The 20,480-nt window shown below is 62.7% G+C and carries 19 protein-coding genes; 12 read left to right on the top strand and 7 right to left on the bottom strand.

Going from position 1 to position 20,480, the window contains the following annotated elements; genetic code table 11:
* Window positions 1–2,667, bottom strand: coding sequence for an alpha-ketoglutarate dehydrogenase (gene mdeB, locus OZ428_RS15560; protein ID WP_269133983.1), 2,667 nt, complete (start codon window positions 2,665–2,667; stop codon window positions 1–3).
* Window positions 2,668–2,858: 191 nt separating this feature from the next.
* Here mdeB and OZ428_RS15555 point away from each other — a divergent pair, with 191 nt between their 5' ends.
* From OZ428_RS15555 to OZ428_RS15545, 3 genes are all read left to right on the top strand, one after another.
* Window positions 2,859–3,773 (top strand): class I SAM-dependent methyltransferase, encoded by a 915-nt coding sequence (locus OZ428_RS15555; RefSeq protein ID WP_269133982.1) that lies wholly within the window; start codon window positions 2,859–2,861, stop codon window positions 3,771–3,773.
* A gap of 149 nt (window positions 3,774–3,922) precedes the next feature.
* Window positions 3,923–4,642 carry a phosphatidylcholine synthase gene (pcsA, locus tag OZ428_RS15550; RefSeq protein ID WP_269133981.1) on the top strand — a complete coding sequence of 240 codons (720 nt, stop codon included), beginning with the start codon at window positions 3,923–3,925 and terminating at the stop codon, window positions 4,640–4,642.
* Between the two features lie 81 nt (window positions 4,643–4,723).
* A complete protein-coding gene (locus OZ428_RS15545) occupies window positions 4,724–5,503 on the top strand; it encodes a TSUP family transporter (RefSeq protein ID WP_033898325.1) in 780 nt (259 codons plus the stop codon).
* Here the strand turns inward: OZ428_RS15545 and nudC are convergent.
* Together nudC and OZ428_RS15535 are read right to left on the bottom strand one after the other, a co-directional pair.
* Complete coding sequence (gene nudC / locus OZ428_RS15540) at window positions 5,471–6,304, bottom strand: NAD(+) diphosphatase (protein WP_033898318.1); 834 nt, start codon at window positions 6,302–6,304, stop codon at window positions 5,471–5,473. The genes OZ428_RS15545 and nudC overlap by 33 nt on opposite strands.
* A gap of 5 nt (window positions 6,305–6,309) precedes the next feature.
* Window positions 6,310–7,122: a crotonase/enoyl-CoA hydratase family protein gene (locus OZ428_RS15535; RefSeq protein WP_033898316.1), complete on the bottom strand. Its 813-nt coding sequence runs from the start codon at window positions 7,120–7,122 to the stop codon at window positions 6,310–6,312.
* A gap of 192 nt (window positions 7,123–7,314) precedes the next feature.
* Here OZ428_RS15535 and OZ428_RS15530 point away from each other — a divergent pair, with 192 nt between their 5' ends.
* The 4 genes from OZ428_RS15530 (at window position 7,315) to OZ428_RS15515 (ending at window position 11,079) form a co-directional block, all read left to right on the top strand.
* Window positions 7,315–8,571 carry a chloride channel protein gene (locus tag OZ428_RS15530; protein WP_269133980.1) on the top strand — a complete coding sequence of 419 codons (1,257 nt, stop codon included), beginning with the start codon at window positions 7,315–7,317 and terminating at the stop codon, window positions 8,569–8,571.
* A gap of 74 nt (window positions 8,572–8,645) precedes the next feature.
* A complete protein-coding gene (locus tag OZ428_RS15525) occupies window positions 8,646–9,200 on the top strand; it encodes a UPF0149 family protein (protein ID WP_269133979.1) in 555 nt (184 codons plus the stop codon).
* A gap of 200 nt (window positions 9,201–9,400) precedes the next feature.
* On the top strand, window positions 9,401–10,657 hold the full coding sequence (gene aroA, locus OZ428_RS15520) for a 3-phosphoshikimate 1-carboxyvinyltransferase (protein ID WP_269133978.1): 1,257 nt from the start codon (window positions 9,401–9,403) through the stop codon (window positions 10,655–10,657).
* 32 nt (window positions 10,658–10,689) lie between these two features.
* Window positions 10,690–11,079 (top strand): hypothetical protein, encoded by a 390-nt coding sequence (locus OZ428_RS15515; protein WP_016980323.1) that lies wholly within the window; start codon window positions 10,690–10,692, stop codon window positions 11,077–11,079.
* Window position 11,080: 1 nt separating this feature from the next.
* Here the strand turns inward: OZ428_RS15515 and OZ428_RS15510 are convergent, their stop codons facing one another.
* Complete coding sequence (locus OZ428_RS15510; RefSeq protein WP_269133977.1) at window positions 11,081–11,680, bottom strand: NAD(P)H-dependent oxidoreductase; 600 nt, start codon at window positions 11,678–11,680, stop codon at window positions 11,081–11,083.
* 69 nt (window positions 11,681–11,749) lie between these two features.
* Between OZ428_RS15510 and OZ428_RS15505 the strand changes: the two genes are divergently transcribed.
* Together OZ428_RS15505 and OZ428_RS15500 are read left to right on the top strand one after the other, a co-directional pair.
* Window positions 11,750–12,343: a TetR/AcrR family transcriptional regulator gene (locus OZ428_RS15505; RefSeq protein WP_038850161.1), complete on the top strand. Its 594-nt coding sequence runs from the start codon at window positions 11,750–11,752 to the stop codon at window positions 12,341–12,343.
* 111 nt (window positions 12,344–12,454) lie between these two features.
* Window positions 12,455–12,832: a COG4315 family predicted lipoprotein gene (locus tag OZ428_RS15500; protein ID WP_016980326.1), complete on the top strand. Its 378-nt coding sequence runs from the start codon at window positions 12,455–12,457 to the stop codon at window positions 12,830–12,832.
* A 20-nt stretch (window positions 12,833–12,852) separates the two neighbouring features.
* Here the strand turns inward: OZ428_RS15500 and OZ428_RS15495 are convergent, their stop codons facing one another.
* Window positions 12,853–13,521 (bottom strand): GNAT family N-acetyltransferase, encoded by a 669-nt coding sequence (locus OZ428_RS15495; protein WP_269133976.1) that lies wholly within the window; start codon window positions 13,519–13,521, stop codon window positions 12,853–12,855.
* 20 nt (window positions 13,522–13,541) lie between these two features.
* Window positions 13,542–14,450 carry a LysR family transcriptional regulator gene (locus OZ428_RS15490; RefSeq protein WP_269133975.1) on the bottom strand — a complete coding sequence of 303 codons (909 nt, stop codon included), beginning with the start codon at window positions 14,448–14,450 and terminating at the stop codon, window positions 13,542–13,544.
* Between the two features lie 112 nt (window positions 14,451–14,562).
* Between OZ428_RS15490 and OZ428_RS15485 the strand changes: the two genes are divergently transcribed.
* The 3 genes from OZ428_RS15485 to OZ428_RS15475 all read left to right on the top strand — a co-directional run bounded on the left by OZ428_RS15485 (window position 14,563) and on the right by OZ428_RS15475 (window position 19,043).
* Entirely contained in the window at window positions 14,563–15,777 is a 1,215-nt protein-coding gene (locus OZ428_RS15485) for an MFS transporter (RefSeq protein WP_269133974.1), read from the top strand.
* Window positions 15,778–15,858: 81 nt separating this feature from the next.
* Window positions 15,859–16,710 carry a CAP domain-containing protein gene (locus tag OZ428_RS15480; protein WP_028615957.1) on the top strand — a complete coding sequence of 284 codons (852 nt, stop codon included), beginning with the start codon at window positions 15,859–15,861 and terminating at the stop codon, window positions 16,708–16,710.
* A gap of 152 nt (window positions 16,711–16,862) precedes the next feature.
* Window positions 16,863–19,043, top strand: coding sequence for a GAF domain-containing hybrid sensor histidine kinase/response regulator (locus tag OZ428_RS15475; protein WP_269133973.1), 2,181 nt, complete (start codon window positions 16,863–16,865; stop codon window positions 19,041–19,043).
* A 257-nt stretch (window positions 19,044–19,300) separates the two neighbouring features.
* Here OZ428_RS15475 and OZ428_RS15470 read toward each other — a convergent pair whose 3' ends face one another.
* Window positions 19,301–20,467, bottom strand: coding sequence for a GGDEF domain-containing protein (locus OZ428_RS15470; protein WP_033901476.1), 1,167 nt, complete (start codon window positions 20,465–20,467; stop codon window positions 19,301–19,303).
* Window positions 20,468–20,480 lie beyond the last annotated feature (13 nt).

The raw sequence follows: 20,480 nt of genomic DNA, 5'->3' as shown, positions 1-20,480 counted from the left end.
TCAGCCATTCCAGGAGGCTGCGCGTTCGGCCTGCAGGTCATAACGCTCAATCGCCTCCTGGCACACCCGCGCCTCCAGACGCCCCTGCTCCACCAACGCCGTCAACGCCGCCAGCACGATGTGATGGCGGTCCACCTCAAAAAAATCCCGCAACGCCGCCCGTGTATCACTGCGCCCAAAGCCGTCAGTGCCCAACACGGTGTAGTTGGAATCCAGGTAAGAGCCAATCATCTGCGGCACGGCCCGCACATAGTCGGACACCGCAATCACCGGTGCGCCTTTGGGCAAGCATTCCTTCACATGGCTGATCCGCGCAGCGGCCTGCGGGTGCAGCCGGTTCCAGCGCTCCATCTCCCGTGCATCCCGCGCCAGCTCGCTGAAACTGGTGACGCTGAACACTTCACTCGTCACCTGCCAATCGTCTGCCAGCAACTGTGCCGCCGCTTGCGCCTCGCGTACCAACGTGCCGGACCCGAGCAGGCGCACCTGGGCATTGGCCGTGCCTTGCAGGCGGTACATACCTTTGATAATCGCCGCTTCAACCCCTTCCGGCAGGCTTGGCTGCGGGTAGTTTTCGTTCATCAGGGTCACGTAGTAGAACTCGTCCACATCCTGTTCCAGCATCTGGCGCATGCCGTGGTCGAGGATCACCGCGAATTCCCCGGCGAACGCCGGGTCGTAGGCGCGGCAGTTGGGCACGGTGGCCGCGGTGAGATGGCTGCTGCCATCCTGATGCTGCAAGCCTTCGCCACCCAGGGTGGTGCGCCCGGCGGTGGCGCCGAGCAGGAAGCCACGGGCGCGTTGGTCGGCGGCGGCCCAGATCAGGTCGCCGACGCGCTGGAAGCCGAACATCGAGTAATAGATGTAGAACGGCAACATGCGCAGGCCATGCACCGAATAACTGGTGGCCGCCGCGACCCAGGAACTGATGGCGCTGGCTTCACTGATGCCCTCCTCCAGGATCTGCCCGTCGGTGGCTTCGCGGTAGCTGAGGATCGAGCCGATGTCTTCCGGCTCGTAACGCTGGCCGACACTGGAATAGATGCCAATCTGTTTGAACAGGTTGGCCATGCCAAACGTGCGCGCTTCATCCGCCACGATCGGCACGATGCGCGGCCCCAGCGCCTTGTCCTTGAGCAGGTTGGTCAACATGCGCACGAACGCCATGGTGGTGGACATTTCCTTGCCGTCGGCCGCCGTGGCGAAGCCGGCGTAACCCGATACGGCTGGCACGCTCACCGGGGCGGCGACCTGGCTGCGGCTGGGCACGTAGCCGCCCAACGCTGTTCGGCGCTGGTGCAGATAGCGCAACTCCAGGCTGTCCTCGGCCGGTTTGAAGAAGCTCAGGGATTCGGTCTGTTCATCGGTCAGCGGCAACTGGAAGCGATTGCGGAAGGCGATCAACGCGTCGCGGTCCAACTTCTTCTGCTGGTGAGTGGTCATCTTGCCCTGCCCGGCCTCGCCCATGCCGAAGCCTTTCTTGGTCTGGGCCAGGATCACCGTGGGTTTGCCTTTGACTGCGCGCGCGGCGTGGTAGGCCGCATGGATCTTGACCATGTCGTGGCCGCCGCGTTTGAGGCGGTCGATCTGCTCATCGCTCATGCCCTCGACCAGCCGGGCCAGGGACTCGCTCTGGCCGAAGAAGTGTTCACGGTTGTAGGCACCGTCCTTGGCGGCGAAGGTCTGGAATTGACCGTCAACCGTGTTGGACAAAGTGTTGACCAGCGAACCATCGGCGTCCTTGGCCAACAACGCATCCCAGTCCGAGCCCCACACCAGCTTGATCACGTTCCAGCCGGCGCCGGCAAACAACGCCTCCAACTCATCGATGATGCGCCCATTGCCACGCACCGGGCCGTCGAGGCGTTGCAGGTTGCAGTTGACCACCCAGGTCAGGTTGTCCAGGCCTTCGCGGGCGGCCAGGGTCAGGGCCGACATGCTTTCCGGCTCGTCCATCTCGCCGTCGCCGAAGACGCCCCACACATGGCGGTCGGTGGTGTCCTGCAAATTGCGGTGCTGCAAATAGCGCATGAAGCGCGCCTGGAAGATCGAACTGATGGGACCAATGCCCATGGAACCGGTGGGAAACTGCCAGAAATCCGGCATCAGCCACGGGTGCGGGTAGCTGGACAGACCGCGTGCGCCCTGCTTGGGCCCGCCTATTTCCTGGCGATAGTGGGCCAGGTCGCTCTCGCTCAAGCGGCCTTCAAGGAAGGCTCGTGCATAGATGCCGGGCGCGGAATGCGGCTGATAGAACACCAGATCGCCACCGAAGCCCTCGTTGCGGGCGCGAAAAAAGTGGTTGAAACCGACTTCGAACAAGTCCGCCGCGCTGGCGTAACTGGCGATATGACCACCCAGCTCGCCGTAGGCCTGGTTGGCACGCACCACCATGGCCAAGGCGTTCCAGCGCACCAGCGAGGCCAGACGTTCTTCAGTAGCCAGGTCGCCGGGGAATGCCGGTTGCTGCGCCACGCTGATGCTATTGATGTAGGGCGTGCCGTGGCGCGGTTTCCAGTCGATGGGCGGCGCACTGGCGTCCTGGGCCAGCAGGTCGAGGATCTGCCGCGCCCGCGCGGGGCCGGCGTGGCTGACCAGGGACGCCAGGGCGTCGCGCCACTCATCCAACTCTTGCTGATCCATCACCGCATTCGTGAAACCGTTCATGGGCACCTCCGGGCTTTTTTTCCAGTTTATGTCGGTGCGGGAGGATTTTTTGCCTGTTATCAGGCGCACGCCGTTGAATTTTGAGCATGAATCACTGCCAATCGTGTTTTTGCCAGCACGTTATGCTCAAGCAGGACGATAGCCCGCAATTGTGTTTAAAATGCCGCCCGCTCAACGACCGACGTTTAACGATGACCCCAGACGCACTCGCCACCCTGCACACCCACCTGCTCGCCGCCCTGGCGACCCCGCCGGCTGAAACCCGCCGCCTGTTCCACGGCCGTGGCCGTTGCTGGCCGGGCCTGGAGCAACTGACGGTGGACTGGTTGCAAGGCGTGCTGCTGGTGGCGTTGTTCAAGGAGCCGGACGCTGCGCAGCTGGAAGCCTTGAAGCACTTGCTGAAAACCGAGTTCGGTACGTACACCATCGCCCTGCAACACCGTTACCTGCCGCAAAGCACCACCGAATGGCTGTCGGGTGACCCGGTCGACGAGTTGACCATCACCGAAGGCGGCCTGCGCTACCTGATCGACCTGGGTAAAAAACAGAACAGCGGGCTGTTCCTCGACATGCGTTACGGCCGCAACTGGGTACGCGAGCACGCCAAGGGCCAGCGCGTTCTCAACCTGTTTGCCTACACCTGTGGCTTCTCGGTGGCGGCCATCGAAGGCGGCGCCGACCACGTGGTGAACCTGGACATGGCCCGTGGCGCCCTGAGCCGGGGCCGTGACAACCATCGCCTGAATGGTCATGACCTGAGCAACGTCAGTTTCCTCGGCCACGACCTGTTCAAGTCCTGGGCCAAAGTTACCAACAACGGCCCCTACGACCTGGTGATCATTGATCCGCCCTCCTTCCAGAAAGGCAGCTTCCTGCTGACCAAGGACTACCAGCGCGTGCTGCGCCGCCTGCCGGATCTGCTCACGCCACAGGGCACCGTATTGGCGTGCATGAATGACCCGGCCTTCGGCGAAGACTTCCTGATCGACGGCGTTACCCGCGAAGCACCGAACCTGCGTTTTGTTGAAAGGCTGCAAAACCCGCCGGAATTTCCTGATATTGATGTGCGAAGTGGCTTAAAGGCATTGGTGTTCCGCCAGGGCTGATGCCGAAACGTCTTACGCTTGCTACGCTAAGTGATACACCGGGGTGGTGAACCTTCTTACCCCCTTCCCGGTCGATACCTGCATTCCCCGGCCAGACTCGACGGCGTCACGTCGTCGGCTGCCCCGTTTCACCTTTTGGAGAACCGCCCGTGATATCGACCCTGCATGTAGCCAGACTCAAAGCCTGGGGCGCCCACGGCTTTACCGCCACCGGTGTGGTATTGGCCTTCCTGGCCACCCTGGCGCTGCTGGAAAACTCTCCCAAGGCCTGCCTGCTGTGGCTGGGCCTGGCACTGGTGGTGGACGGGGTTGATGGCTCACTGGCGCGACGGGTGAATGTCAGCACGGTACTGCCGAGCTTCGACGGCTCGGTGCTCGACCTGGTGATCGATTACCTCACCTACGTGTTTATCCCCGCACTGTTTATCTATCGCTATATCGACCTGCCGGACTTTACCCATCTCTTCACGGTGTCGGTGATCCTGGTGTCGTCGCTGTTCTGCTTCTGCAACGTCAACATGAAGAGCAAGGACAACTACTTCGTCGGCTTCCCCGCCGCATGGAACGTGGTGGCCTTGTGCGTCTATATCATCCAGCCAGAAGCCTGGGTCACCTTGCTCACCGTGATCGGCCTGGCCCTGCTGACCGTGACGCCGATGAAATTCCTGCACCCGTTCCGGGTGAAACGGTTCATGCCGATCAACATCGCAGTGACCACAATCTGGCTGCTGTGCAGCTTCTTGATGGTGATGGATTACCCGAACACCAACCCATGGACGTTTGGCTTGTGGTCGGTGATGTCGGCGTATTTCCTGGGGATTTGTATCTGGCGGACGGCGTTGGAGTGGCTGGAGAAGCGTCACGGTTGATACCGTTGCCGGTGGGTTGCAGGTAAGATGGCGGCCTTTGGCGCAGCCCCTTTCTGCGCCCCGCCACTCTAAGCCCTGCCCATGCCCTTCGAACTCAGCGTAGACCTCACCACCCTGGCCATCCTGGCGGTTGTCGCCTTTATCGCCGGTTTCATCGACGCCATCGCCGGCGGTGGCGGTTTGCTCACCACCCCTGCGCTGCTCACCGCCGGCATGCCGCCGCACCTGGTACTGGGCACCAACAAGCTCAGCTCCACCTTTGGCTCGGCCACCGCCAGTTTCACCTTCTATCGGCGCAAGCTATTCCATCCGCGCCAGTGGGTGCATGCCATCGTCGGCACGCTGATCGGTGCGTTGACCGGCGCCGTGGTCGCCCATTACCTGCCCGCTGAAACCCTGAACAAGATGTTGCCGGTGATTGTGTTCGCCTGCGGTGTGTACCTGTTGTTCGGCGGCACGCCCAAGGCGCCGCTGGACGCCGATGCGCCGATCAAGAAGAAATGGCAATCCACCCAGGGCTTCGGCCTGGGCTTCTACGATGGCGTGGCCGGCCCCGGCACCGGGGCGTTCTGGACCGTGAGCACGATGCTGTTGCACCCCATCGACCTGGTGAAAGCCAGCGGCGTGGCGCGCAGCATGAACTTCGTCAGCAACGCGGCGGCGCTGACGGTGTTCATCATCAATGGTTCGGTGGACTGGATCGTCGGCCTGGCCATGGGCGTCTCGGTGATGTGTGGCGCATTCTTTGGCGCACGCAGCGCAATCAGCGGCGGCGCCAAATTCATTCGCCCGGTGTTTATCACCGTGGTCCTTGGCCTGACCGTGCGCCTAGCCTGGCAGCACTGGTTCAGCGTGGCCTAGGCGACGGGCCAGGTAGAGGTCGATCAGGTAACGAGCAATCGAACGTGACGCCGGCAACGGCGGCAAATCGTGGATGTTGAACCACTGCGCGTCTTCGATCTCATCAGCCTGGGGCACGATGTCACCGCCGGCGTACTCGGCATGGAAACCCAGCATCATCGAATGCGGGAACGGCCAGCACTGGCTGCCCATGTACTGGATGTTCTTGACCTCCACCTGCACTTCCTCGCGCACCTCGCGGATCAGGCAGTCTTCGGCCGACTCGCCCGGCTCGGCAAACCCCGCCAACGTGCTGTACACCCCCGTGACAAAACGTGGCGAACGCGCCAGCAGGATCTCGTCGCCACGGGTCACCAGCACGATCATGCTGGGCGAAATACGCGGATAGCTGCGCAAATCGCAGGCCTGGCAATGCATCGCACGCTCACGTGGCACTTGGACCATGGCCTGGCCGCAACTCCCACAAAACCGGTGTTCCCGCGCCCAGGTGCCGATCTGCGCCGCGTAGCCCAGCACCTTGTAAAGGGTGTGATCGCCTTGCAGCATGAAGCCGCGCAGCCCCTGCCAGCTGCAACCCGGCACTTCAGTAGAAGCATTGAGTTCCAGCAGGTACACCGGCTCGCCGTCGAGGTGGCCGATGCCGTGTTCGGCGAACACCGACAGGTCCTGGCGCTTGAGCCATTCCCGGGGGAACAACGGGCCGTTGGTGTCATGCAAAAAGCCGTCGCGGCTGCGGGCGACGGCCCAGCCGCCGGGGGTGTCGTTGTCCAGCAGCGTTGTGGTAATCCAGCCTGGGGTCATGTCAGTCAATCCACGAATTCGGGTTTCTGCTTACTCATGTGGGCCGCGATGGCCACGCGCAGGTCGTTGGATTGCAACATAGCCGAGTTCCAGGTGGCAACGTATTCCAAGCCATCATTGACGGTGTGGTCACGCATGTAGCTGATCATGGCCTTGGTACCGGTGACCGCAATCGGCGATTTGGCAGCGATTTCATGGGCGATGTCCATGACGCCAGCCAACAGGCTGTCCTGATCGGGATAGACGCGATTGACCAGGCCGATACTGCGCGCCTCTTCGGCGCCAAACTGACGGCCGGTGTAAGCCAGCTCGCGCAGCATGCCGTCACCGATGATGCGCGGCAGGCGCTGCAGGGTGCCGACGTCAGCGGCCATGCCGATGTCGATTTCCTTGATGGAGAATTGCGCACCTTCGGCGGCGTAGCGCATGTCGCAGGCGCTGATCAGGTCGATGGCACCGCCGATGCAGTAACCCTGGATCGCCGCCAGCACCGGCTTGCGGCAGTTGTCGACGGCATTGAACGAGGCTTGCAGCTCCAGGATCTTGCGGCGCAGCAAGCGCGCATTGCGGCCCACGTCCTTGCCGAACTCATTGGCCACCGAGGCCAGCATCATCAGGTCGATGCCGGAAGAGAAATGCTTCCCGGCACCGCTCAGCACCACGGCGCGTACGGCGTCGGTGTCTTCGACCCACTGGAAGATGTCGATGATTTCGGTCCAGAACACCGCGTTCATCGCGTTGATCTTTTCCGGGCGGTTGATCTGCACATGGGCAACGTTGCCGGTGAGTTCGACGACGAAAGCTTGGTATTCGGACATGGCAGTGATCCCTGACTGGCGAGTGATAAGGCCCGAACTATAACAAGGGAACGTGACGGCACATCGGCCAAAAACGGGACGGGCAAAGGTAATGGAACGTTGTGGGCGCGCGCTTCATGCAGCGCCGATACATTTCATCCAGAGAGGCCGATTTATCGGCTATACAATCAGGGCCATTGCCTGGAGCCGCCTATGCCGACCCCGTTTCGCTCATCCTTGATCCTAGCCCTGGTGGTCGTGCTCACCGGCATCGGCGCCGGGTTGGGCGGGATGTTGCTGGCGTTGTTGCTGCATGGCATTCAGCACCTGGCCTACGGTTATAGCCTGGACAGCCTGGTCAGCCATGAAACCTTCCTGCTGGGTGTGACGGCGGCGGCACCTGAGCGGCGGCTATTGGTGCTGGTGATATGCGGCCTGGTCGCGGGAATGGGCTGGTGGGTGATTTATCGCTATGGCCGGCCGCTGGTGAGCATCAAGCAAGCGGTGTCGGAAAAGATGCCGATCATGCCGCCCAAGACCACCCTCGCCCACGCCTTGCTGCAGATCATCACCGTAGCCTTGGGTTCGCCCCTGGGACGTGAGGTGGCACCACGGGAAGTCGGCGCGTTAGTCGCCACCTGGTTGTCCCAGCGCGCGCGACTCGACCCGCAGATGCATCGCCTGATCGTCGCTTGCGGCGCCGGCGCAGGCCTGGCGGCGGTGTACAACGTGCCGTTGGGTGGCGCGGTGTTCGTGCTGGAAGTGCTGGTGGGCGCATTCAGCTGGCCGGCGGCGGTGATTGCGTTGGCGACCTCGGCGATTGCAGCGTCGGTGGCGTGGGTCGGGTTGGGTGCGGAATCGCAATATGGGGTCCCGCACTTTGTGTTGAACCCTGCCCTGATCGCATGGGCGGTGGTCTGCGGCCCGGTCTTCGGCGTGGCGGCGTACGCTTTCACGCGGCTCACTGGCAAGGCGCGGGCGAATGCCGCCAGGGGCTGGCGCCTGCCAGTGCTGTCATTGATCAACTTCACGATCATCGGCGGCCTGGCGATGCTGTTGCCGCAAATCCTAGGCAATGGCAAAGGCCCGGCGCAGCTGGGTTTCGACAATGAACTGACCATAGGCTTGGCGGCATTGTTGCTGGTGGTCAAAGTCCTGATCACCACCAGCAGCCTGCGCGCCGGCGCCGAAGGCGGCTTGCTCACCCCCGGCCTGGCTAACGGCGCTTTACTGGCGATCCTCCTCGGCGGCGCCTGGAGCCTGGTGTGGCCCGGCATACCCCTGGGCGCATTTGCAATCATCGGCGCCGCCGCTTTCCTCGCTGCCAGCATGAATATGCCGTTGACCGCGATTGTGCTGGTGGCGGAATTCACCCGCATCGACCATGACTTCCTGGTGCCGATCATCCTCGCAGTAGTCGGCTCGATGTGCGTCAGCAAGCTGTGCAACCACTGGGAAAATGCTGGATAAAACCCCGCACACACGCCATCCTTTGCGCTTTTAGCCGCCCATTCGCGGCGTTCGACGTTTAAAGGATAAGCCCCATGCACGCCCAACCCCTCACCCCCGCCGAATTCGAGTTCATCGAAAACACCCTGCTCAAGTACGGCGACGACCACTCGGTGCTGAACCTGGCTGAACTCGACGGCTACTTCACCGCGCTGGTCTCCAGCCCGGTCCAGGTGGACGTAGCTGAGTGGTTCCCCACGATCTGGGGCGGCCAGAACCCGGAATGGGACAACATGGACGAAGCGCAAAGCTTCCTCAAACTGTGCGTGCGCCACCTCAACACCCTGGCCGCACAACTGTCCACTGACGCCAACAGCTTCAACGCCCGCTTCGACGAAACCGAACACCAAGACCACACCGTGACCCTCGCCGAAGAATGGTGCTTTGGCTACATCCGCGGCGCCGCCATCGGCAACTGGCCGGAACTGCCGGCAGAACAGGCTGCACTGCTGGAAAAAATCTCCTGGTGCGCCGAACAAGACAACTTCGAGCTCCCGGCCGACCTGGACGTACAAGCACACCAGCAACGCGTCAGCGAAATCGAACCGGCAGCGCGGGCGCTGCATGATTACTGGCTGGCGAAGCGGTAATAGCCTGCAGGGCGTCTCCCAAAGACCGAGGTGCCTGCATCGCAGCGATGCGGCGATCCGACAAGCCAGCTCCCACAGTTGGAACGATATACACCCAGTAAATATAAGCGGCCGTGCCCCCAAGCTCGACAAGCACCACCCCTATACCCGATTATTCAACTCCGCCCGCCGCCCGCGCCATGAATCAGGAGCCCTGTACCTTGAGTTCGCAGAAAACCGTGACCGTCACCCCGCCCAACGTCCCCCTCAATGGCAAGGTCGCGCCCCCCGGCTCCAAATCCATTACCAACCGCGCCCTGCTGCTCGCCGCCCTGGCCAAAGGCACCAGCCGCCTCAGCGGCGCGCTCAAGAGCGACGACACCCGCCACATGTCCGTGGCCCTGCGCCAAATGGGCGTAACCATCGACGAGCCCGACGACACCACCTTCGTCGTCACCGGCCAAGGCAAACTGCAACTGCCGCCGCAGCCACTGTTCCTCGGCAACGCTGGCACCGCCATGCGCTTCCTCACCGCTGCCGTCGCCACCGTGGAAGGCACCGTGGTGCTGGACGGCGATGACTACATGCAAAAACGCCCAATCGGCCCGCTGCTCGCAACCCTCGGCCAGAACGGCATCCCGGTCGACAGCCCCACCGGTTGCCCACCCGTGACCGTACACGGCGTCGGCAAGATCAAGGCCAAGCGTTTCGAGATCGACGGCGGCCTGTCCAGCCAATACGTATCGGCCCTGTTGATGCTCGCCGCCTGCGGCGAAGCGCCGATTGAAGTGGCGCTGACCGGCAAGGACATCGGTGCCCGTGGCTACGTGGACCTGACCCTGGACTGCATGCGCGCCTTCGGTGCCCAGGTTGAAGCCGTCGACGACACCACTTGGCGCGTAGCCCCGACCGGCTACACCGCCCACGACTACCTGATCGAACCCGACGCCTCCGCCGCCACTTACCTGTGGGCCGCTGAGGTGTTGACCGGTGGCCGCATCGACATCGGCGTGGCCGCGCAGGACTTCACCCAGCCGGACGCCAAGGCCCAGGCCGTGATCGCGCAGTTCCCCAACATGCAGGCCACGGTGGTGGGCTCGCAGATGCAGGACGCCATCCCGACCCTGGCGGTGCTTGCGGCGTTCAACAATACCCCGGTGCGTTTCACCGAACTGGCCAACCTGCGGGTCAAGGAATGTGACCGCGTACAGGCCCTGCACGACGGCCTCAACGAGATCCGCCCTGGCCTTGCGACCATCGAAGGCGACGACCTGCTGGTGGCCAGCGACCCGGCCCTGGCCGGCACCACCTGCAACGCGCTGATCGACACCCACGCCGACCACCGCATCGCCATGTGCTTCGCCCTGGCCGGGCTGAAAGTCTCGGGGATCCGCATCCAGGACCCGGACTGCGTGGCCAAGACCTATCCTGACTACTGGAAGGCCCTGGGCAGTCTTGGGGTTCAGTTGAGCTACTGAGGGCTCGGCGTCGGAATGGGGAGGCAACGCACATGACCATCCGCCAACCCTGCCCACCCGGCGCCTGCGTCTGCGACCGCGAACAATTGCTGCAAGCGCCGGGCGCCGACCTGCGTATCCTCAACCTGACGCGCCAGGAAGAGAAGAAACTGCTCGACCGCCTTGAACACCTCAAGAGCCTGCAAGACCTGGAGCGCATGCAACAGCTGATGTACCAGCAATTGGGCATCCGTGTGCACATCGCGCCGGGTCACACCGAGGTCAAGAGCATGCGCGGCATCCAGATCGTCATCGACGAGCTGCCGGGCCTGTGCCGCAAGACCCGCCAATCGATCCCGGCCGCGATCCGTCGAGGACTGGAGAATCAGCCGGAAATCGCTTACCGCCTGTTGGACGCCCACGATTTGTTTCGCGAAGGTTGAATCAACCGGCGACTGTTTGCGTTTCGAACAGCCCCTCGCCCAAGGCCCTGGCCTTTTCCAGATGCGCCTGCGCCCCGCCGCTTTCCGAATCCAGCAACAGCGCTGACGTGACCACCTGTGCGCCGCAGTAATCGAAGATCCCGTAGTCGATCTGAGTGCGCATGGCCTTGGCATAACCATGTCGATCAAACGCGCCGTCGTCGGCAGCGCCCAGGGCCAGCAGATGGACCTGCAAGTGGCGCAATTTCTTCACCACCGGGGTATCGGGGCCGTAATCGATGGCCCAGCCGTTGATGAACACGCGGTCGATCCAGCCTTTGAGCAGTCCCGGCATGGACCACCAGTAGATCGGGAATGCCAGCACCAGCGCGTCGGCACGGTCGATACGGGCCTGTTCAGCCAGTACGTCGGCTGGCGGCGTGGCGCGCGTGCGGTGTACCCGATGGTCGGCGGCGTTGTAGCGCGGGTCGAACCCTTCGGCGGCGATATCGGCCATTTCGAAGGTGTGGCCCGACGCAGCGAGGCCGGCGGCGACCTGGGCGGCCACGCTGTGGGTGAGGGATTGTGGGTCGTGATGAGCAACAACGATGAGTGCGTGCATGACATTGACTCCCTGAGAGGTTACGCTGGACTTAAGTTACGATTAGTAAGTTACTTTTGGTATATAAGCATGTCAAGCACAGCGTCCCCTGCTCCTCGTCGTCGCCTGTCCCGCGAAGATCGCCTGCGCCAACTGCTGGACGTGGCCTGGCAACTGGTGCGCGATGAAGGCACCGAAGCCCTGACCCTCGGCCGCCTGGCGGAATTGGCGGGCGTGACCAAGCCGGTGGTCTATGACCATTTCGTCACCCGCGCCGGATTGCTGGCCGCGCTGTATGAGGACTTCGATGCGCGTCAGGACCAGGTCTTTGCCAGCGCCATCGCGGCCAGCAGCGCAACCCTTGACGACCGGGCCTGGGTGATCGCCTCTTCCTATGTGGATTGCGTGTTGTTGCAGGGTCGGGAAATCCCAGGGGTGATTGCAGCCCTCAGCAGTTCGCCGGAACTGGAGGCCCTCAAGCGCCAGTACGAGGCGATCTTCCTCGACAAATGCCGTGACGCGCTGTCGCCCTTTGGTCGCCTCTCCCAGGCGGGACTGCGCGGCATGCTGGGGGCGGCGGAGGCACTGTCCCAGGCCGCAGCCAGTGGCGAGATCAGTCGCGAAGAGGCGCAGCAGGAGTTGCTGGCGACTATTCTGGCGATGGTCAATCGCGGCCGCGTTTAAATAATTTCTGACGGGTGAGGAATAAACCGGCGCGGCGGGTGTTTACCTGAGTACGGCGTGTGAATACAGCACAACGCCAGTACTCAAACCTATAAATACCAGGAGTTCGTCATGCTGAAAAAATTCTCCCTCGCGGCTGCCGTCGTCATCGCCTGCGCCTCCTCCATGGCCTTCGCCGCCCCGGCCAAGGTGGCCGACAGCGCCAAGGGTAAAGTGCTGGTGGACAGCAAGGGCATGACCCTCTACACCTTCGCCAAAGACAGCGCCGGCAAGTCCGTGTGCAACGGCCAGTGCCTGGCCAACTGGCCGGCGTTCACCGCCTCGGCAGCAGCGAAGGATGCGGACGGCTACACCGTGATCACCCGTGACGACGGCAGCAAGCAATGGGCCTACAAGGGCCAGGCGCTGTACACCTGGGTCAAGGACAGCAAGCCTGGCGACATCACCGGTGACGGCGTTGGCGGTAACTGGAACCTGGCCAAGCCATAAGGTCAGTGCGGGGCTGTCGTTCAGCCCCGCTTCTGTATGAACATCTGCACCTTGCGCGCCAGTTGATCAAGGTGCCGATCCCGTTGCTTCTCGGCATCCACCATGGCGCGCTTGCCATGTTTTTGCAGCAGATAGGTATGAATCTGCCGCACCTCCAATGAGCGGTAGATCGCCGCCACATCCAGCACGCCCATCAAACCCTCCGTGCCGTAGTCCCGTGTATTCATCAGCACCTGGGTGCCGCGCGCGCCGCGCACTTGGAAGCCCATGCCTTCGAACGCCGGCACTTTCTCAATTGAACACGCCAACTCCGCATGGGGATAACGACTCAGTACGTCACCCATCATTGCGCGCGCCACACCCTGGCGCCGGTAGCCGACCTGCACCGCCATGAACGCGATACCGCAGGCTTCGGGATCGTCCTTCACCGGCAGGTACAGGCAAAAGCCGATCAGCTTGTCCTCTTCCATCGCCACCACCAACTCGACGGCAATGCCCTTGGCGCCATTCAGCGCCTCCAGGTACAGGTGCACCTCAAAGCCAATGGCGTACTGATAGATGTTGTACAGCAGGTTGCTCGGCGGTAGCGCCACGCTGCTGATGTCGGTGAGGTTGTCGACCACCATCTGCAGGATCTGAGCGTTGATGGGCTCGGGGCACGGCGTGGTGTAGCGGGTAAGGCTGAACATGCAAATTCCTGGGTTTAGCGTCAAGGCAGCGGCGATTGTACCTGTTGCAGTGCGCACACCTCACGCAAACATCCGCGCAACCAGCGATGGGCCAGGTCGGCATCCAGCCTGGGGTGCCAGAGCATCGACACGCTGAAGGTGGGCAACGCCAACGGCAATGCAAAGCTGTGCAGGCCTGCACGTTGGTGGGTCGTGTAGCGTTCGGGCACGCTGGCGATCAGGTCGGTGTCGCGGGCCAAGGCGATGGCGGTGGCGAAACCGGCGACCACGGTATTGATCTGTCGCGTGAGGCCCTGAGCTTGAAGTAAGTCATCGATCTGGCCCCGGTCCTGGCCGCGCCGGGAGACGTAGACGTGCTGGCCTGCGGCGTAACGTTCAACGCTGACGTCACCCTGGCTGAGGGGATGGCCACTGCGCACCACACCGACCAGGCGATCGCGAAACAGCGCCTGGGTCAGCACTTCCGGGCTGGCGGTGGGGTCGACCACGCCGGTTTCCAGGTCGACGCTGCCCTCACGCAGCAGGGTACTGTCCTTGTCGGTTTTATTGATGAACCGCAGGCGCACGCCGGGTGCACCCTCAGCAATGCGGGCCAGCAGCGCGGGGCCGAAGTTTTCGACGAACTCTTCGCTGGTGCGCAGGGTGAAAGTGCGCGCCACCTGGGCCATGTCCAACGATTGCACTGGGCGCAGCACCGCATTGGCCTCCTGCACCAAGCGGCTGACCTGCTCACGCAACGCCATCGCCCTGGGCGTGGGCACCAGGCCGCGACCGGCGCGCACCAGCAACGGGTCGCCGGTGGTCTCGCGCAATCGGGCCAACGCACGGCTCATGGCCGAAGGGCTCAGGCGCAGGCGTTTGGCCGCCGCCGCGACACTGCCTTCGGCGAGCAGCACATCCAGGGTGATCAGCAGGTTGAGATCGGGCATCGGCACTCCTTATAGGGCGTTGCATGCATCTATTAACTGTAACTCATGCGTCTTCCGCCATGTTAGGCGACGCCGTAGATTTGTGACAGTTGCCTTTACTCAAGGATTTTCCATGTCTACCTCTTCACGCGGCAGCCTCATCAGCCTGTCCCTGTCCACGCTGCTCGCCTCGCTGGGCACCAGCATTGCCAATGTCGGCCTGCCCAGCTTGGCGCAGGCGTTTGATACCTCTTTCCACGCCGTGCAGTGGGTGGTGCTGGCTTATCTGTTGGCGATCACGGCGGTGATTGTGAATGCAGGACGCCTGGGCGACCGGTTCGGACGGCGGCGGTTGTTGCTCGCCGGGTTGCTGTTGTTTGCCGTGGCGTGCGGACTGTGCGGCATCGCGCCGTCTCTGGCATGGCTGGTTGCAGCACGCGTCCTGCAAGGACTGGGTGCGGCCGTGATGATGGCGATGGCCCTGGGCATGGTCGGTGACACCGTCACTCAAGAGCGTACCGGCCGCGTGATGGGTTTGTTGGGCACGATGTCGGCCGTCGGTACCGCGATGGGCCCCAGTGTCGGCGGTGTATTGCTGAGTGTGTGGGGCTGGCGCGCGATTTTCCTGATTGGGGTGCCATTGGGAGCGATGGCGATTGCCCTTGCCTACCGCTATTTGCCGGTTGATCGGCCCCACGTGGCATCCCTCGCCGACTCGAGTTTCTGGACATCATTAAACGATGCGTCATTGCGCACTGGCCTGTTCATGAGTGCCCTGGTGGCCGCCGTGATCATGGCCACTTTTGTGGTGGGGCCGTTCTATTTGTCCCGAGGCCTGGGGCTCGATCCCGAGTGGATGGGCCTGGTCATGGCGGTCGGGCCCTGCGTCGCGGCCATCAGCGGTGTTCCGGCCGGCAGGCTCACCGACCGCCTCGGCAGCCAACGCATGACCCTGTCCGGCCTGGGCCTGATGGCCTGTGGCGCGCTGCTGTTGTCCTGCGCGTCGGGCCTGTTCGCCTATCTGGGCGCACTGGTGATCCTGACCACCGGCTACAGCCTGTTCCAGGCCGCCAACAACACCGCCGTGATGACTGATGTAGAGCCCGCGCGGCGCGGCACGGTCTCGGGCCTGTTGAACCTGTCACGCAATCTCGGGCTGATTGTCGGCGCCTGGGCGCTGGGGGCGTTATTTGCCTGGACCAGCCCGGATGTCACCCGTGCCCTCCCCCAATCCATTGCCTTTGGCCTGCACGCAACGTTCGGCGTCGCACTGGCCATGATCCTGCTGGCATGCATGATGGCATGGCGCCGCTTCAGTGCCTTGAACCCCCTGCAGAACACCCACTGAGGCAAAAAAACAAAAAAGGCGTTGCACCAGACCGGGTTACATCGCGCATCATGGGCACTTTCAAGCTCAAGGGTAACGTCCATGCGCGTTCTGTCATTGATGATGGGTCTTACGACGCTGGCCGCCACTACGGTGTTCTGCGCCAGCGCGATGGCGAATGAAGAAAGTCAGTTGGTACAACAGATCAACCAATACCGCAGCCAGGTGCAACGCTGCGGCGACCAGGGTTCCCAGGAACTGCCGCCATTGGCCAGCGATACGCGGCTGGTGCTGCCAGCCACCAACGTTGGCGACCTGCAGCAGGCGCTTGCGCGGGCTGCGTACCCGATGGTCAACGTGCAGGCCATCAGCCTGTCCGGGCCCAAGGATGCCCAGGCGGCCATGAAGGCCGTGCGCGAAAGTTTCTGCCGCGTGGTGCTGGACCCGCAATTTGTCGATATCGGCGTGAGTAACAGCGGCCAGGACTGGCGCATCGTGCTCGCTCGACCACTGCTCACCAGTGGCCTGGGCGATTGGCAGACTGAAGGCAAGCAACTGCTCAACCTGATCAACACCGCGCGCTCACAACCGCGCCAGTGTGGCACCCAGGCGTTCACGGCCACCACGCCCTTGTCCTGGAATGACGACCTGGCCGGCGCCGCCAACAGCCACACGCGCAACATGGCCAACGGCAACTTCTTCGATCACCTCGACCACGACGGCCGCACCCCTGGGGATCGCGCCGAACTGGCCGGGTATATCGCGAAGAACATCGGCGAAAACATCGCCGCCGGGCTGGATACGCCACGCAAGGTCGTGGACGGCTGGCTCGCCAGTCCCGGCCATTGCGCCAACCTGATGAACCCGCAATTTCGTGAGTTGGGCGCGGCGTATGCCATGGACCCTAAGAGTGATGCCGGGATTTACTGGACGGGGGTTTTCGGCGCGCAATAAGGCTCTTTGCAGTTCTATCCAAACGGATGATGCATCAAATTGCTATCACCGCGATAATCCCGCTGAACTGCCAGCGGGCATTCCGGTCTGTTGCTTGTTGGGCCGTCCCTTCCAGGCAGTGAAAAGACCGTGGCAAACAAGGTGTTATCGCAATGATGAATTGGCTGCAAAGCAGCAGCGACATGGCTGAGCAGGTTCGCCAGCATGATTGGGCAAGTACGCCCCTGGGGCCGCTGGAACAGTGGCCGGATGTGCTCAAGACCACCGTCGCATTGTGCTTTGCCTCAAGCTTCCCTCAGTCCATTGCCTGGGGGCCGCAGTTGACCATGCTGTACAACGACGCCTTCATCCCCATTCTCGGGGACAAACCCTACGCATTGGGGCGTCCGTTCAACGAGGTGTGGCGCGAGGTCTGGGCCGAAGTCAGCCCGATTGCCCAGGCCGCCTTTGAAGGGCACGCCACCTATATCGAGAACTACCCGCTGTTGATCGAGCGCGGCGCCGGTCTCGAACAGGCGTACTTCACCTTTTGCTACAGCCCCATCCGCGACCCTCTGGGCAAGGTGGTGGGGATGCTGGATACCGTCACCGAAACCACCGCCACCGTATTCCTCAACCGCCGCCTGGCGGTGTTGGACGCGGTGGGCAGCGCCGTGGCCAATGCCACCGACGCCGAAAGCATCATGTCCACCACCACGCGTCTGCTGGCCGAGCACTTGCAGGTTTCCAATTGCGCCTACGCCGACATGGACGCCGACGAAGACGGCTTTACCATTCGCGGCAACTGGGCGGCGGCGGGCTCACCGAGCATCGTCGGGCACTACAGCCTGGCGTCGTTCGGCGCGCGGGCCGTGCAGCAGCTGCGTGCCGGAGAACCGCTGGTGGTGCAGGACAACCGCGCCGAGTTCGCGCCGGAGGATGCCGCCAGTTACCAAGCCCTGGGCGCGCTGGCGACCGTGTGCTTCCCGCTGATCAAGGATGGCCGCTTGACCGCGTTGATGGCGGTGCACCACAAGACGGCACGCGTCTGGTCTCCCTACGACTTGGCGCTTGTCGGGGAAGTCACCGAGCGTTCCTGGGCGCATATCGAGCGGGTCCGCGCCGACGCCGCCGTACGCGAGGGCCTGGCGGCGTTCACCGAGCTGAATGCCACCCTGGAACAACGGGTACAGGAGCGCACCCTTGCCCTCACCCAGGCGGAAGCGGCGTTGCGCCAGTCCCAGAAGCTCGAAGCCATCGGCCAACTGACCGGCGGCGTGGCCCATGACTTCAACAACCTGTTGACCATCATCCGCTCGTCGGTGGACTTCCTGCGCCAACCGGGGCTGTCCGAAGAGCGGCGACAACGCTATATGAGCGCCGTTTCCGACACCGTCGAGCGCGCCAGCAAACTCACCAGCCAACTGCTCGCCTTCGCCCGACGCCAACCGCTCAACCCGGAAGTCTTCGATGCAGGCCTGCGGGTCAAGAACATCGGCGAAATGCTCGAAAGCGTCACCGGCGCGCGCATCCATGTGCAGGTGCAATTGCCTGAGCGTCCTTGCCATGTGCGCGTCGACGCCAGCCAGTTTGAAACCGCGTTGATCAATATCGCCCTGAACGCCCGGGACGCCATGGACGGGCAAGGCACCCTCACCTTGCGCGTGGCCACGGTGGACACCCTGCCGCGCATCCGGGGCGACGAGGAAAGCCGCCAACCCTTTGTGAGCATTGCCCTGGCCGACACCGGCAGCGGCATTCCCGGCGACACAGTCGAACGCATTTTCGAACCGTTCTTTACCACCAAAGCCGTGGGCAAAGGGACCGGGCTGGGGCTGTCTCAGGTATTTGGCTTTGCCAAGCAGTCCGGTGGCAACGTCGACGTGGCCAGCGAGCTGGGACAAGGCACTGTATTTACCTTGTACCTGCCGCAGGTCGCGCCCCAGGTGCTGTCCCATCAGCCTCTTCAGGAAGACCTCACGCCGATCCCCGACACGGCACAGCGCCATATCCTGATCGTGGAAGACAACCTGGAAGTGGGCCGCTTCGCCAACCAGATCCTGCAAGACCTCGGTTACCGGACCACATGGGCGACCGATGCGGAGCAGGCACTGGCATTGGCCGGCGCGGGCGCCCAGGCGTTCGATGGGGTTTTCTCGGATGTGGTGATGCCCGGCATGACGGGCGTAGCGATGGCTAAGGTATTGCGCCAACGGCGACCGGACTTGCCGGTAGTGCTCACCTCAGGCTACAGCGATGAGCTGGCCGACAGTGGTTACGACGGGTTCGAATTCCTGCCCAAGCCTTATTCAGCCGACCAAGTCGCCCGAGCGCTCGCCAGGGCGATGCCCTGACAGCTGATCTGTGAAGAGTGGGATTGTATGGTGAGTGGGCTCTAGTAGTGAGTAGGCTTCTGTGGTGAGCGGGCTTGCCCCGCGCTGGGCTGCGAAGCGGCCCCAACAAGATCACCGCATTTTTCCAGACACACCGTGGCGCTTGGTTTTAGGGCCGCTTCGCAGCCCAGCGCGGGGCAAGCCCGCTCACCACAGAAGCCAGCTCACCACAGCTATAACCCTCAGCCACAGCCACACCACAGCCACAATCTTGCGTCCTACTCGGCCACCGCCACCTGATTACGCCCCTGGGCCTTGGCGCGATACAGCGCTTTGTCAGCGGTGTTCATCAGGCCGTGCAGGTCTTGGTCCTGAGTATGGGTGGACGCCACGCCGAGGCTGGCGGTCAACCCATGCACCGGCTCGGAGGCCAGACCCGAGATGGCCTTGATCAACTGCTCGGCAATGTCCCGTGCGGTTTCCAGTGACGTATTGGGCAGCAACACCGCAAACTCCTCGCCACCCAAGCGCCCGTACACATCGGCCTGGCGGAACGAAGCACTGATCACCCCGCCAATCTGGCGCAACACCTGGTCACCGGCTTGGTGACCGTAGGTGTCGTTGATTTCCTTGAAGTGGTCCATGTCCATCATCAACGCACACAACGGCTGATGATTGTGACGGCATTGTGCGTACAACACCTGGGCATGTTCGAAGAAGGCGCGGCGGTTCATCAGGCCGGTGAGTTCGTCGGTCTGTGCGGCGCGGGTGGAAATGTTGTGGGCACGTTCCATCTGGCGAGTCAGGCGGAAGGCCTTTTCCAAGGCATCCGACAGCTTGCGCGTGGCACTCACCACAAAAGTGGAAAACACCAGGACCGCAATGGCCACGCCCACTTGCATCGAGGACGGCTGGAACAGCAGCCACAGCGTGCACGGCAACAGCACCACGGCCATGGAGGCCAGCGTCATGTAGCGATAAGCCGAATAACAGGAGACTGCGCTGACTGACATGCCCACGGTAAACAGCATCACCAGCACCTGGGAAAGCCGGTCATCGGTGGGCATGACCGCCAACGCGCCGATTCCCCAGGTTCCGGCAGACAGCATCAACGTGACCCAGTAGCGGCGCTCCCAACGGTCCGGCGTGCGCTCGGCATTGGGACAGCGAAACCATTCCATGAACATTTTGATGCGAAACAGGGAAGTCGCCGCCAATACCACCAGCCAGACCAGGATGACCTGATGGTCAAACCGGTCCCAGCACAGCCAGCAGAGCATCACCGCGGCCAGGTAACTGCCGAAAATCGCGGCAAATGACTGCCGGAACAGCTGGTGCAAACGGTCGGTTCGCACCTGCTCCTCTATAAAGCAATCCTGGTCCTGCCCACGCCCAAGGCCATTCATGAAATTCGCCTGATTCGACTGCCACGACAAAGGCGCCATTGTGGCACCCTGC

Origin of the sequence: Pseudomonas sp. GXZC, assembly GCF_026967615.1 — a bacterium.
Taxonomy (GTDB): domain Bacteria; phylum Pseudomonadota; class Gammaproteobacteria; order Pseudomonadales; family Pseudomonadaceae; genus Aquipseudomonas; species Aquipseudomonas azotoformans_A.
The sequence above is the reverse complement of the archived record's forward strand: the minus strand, read 5'-3'. Positions and strand labels throughout refer to the sequence as shown.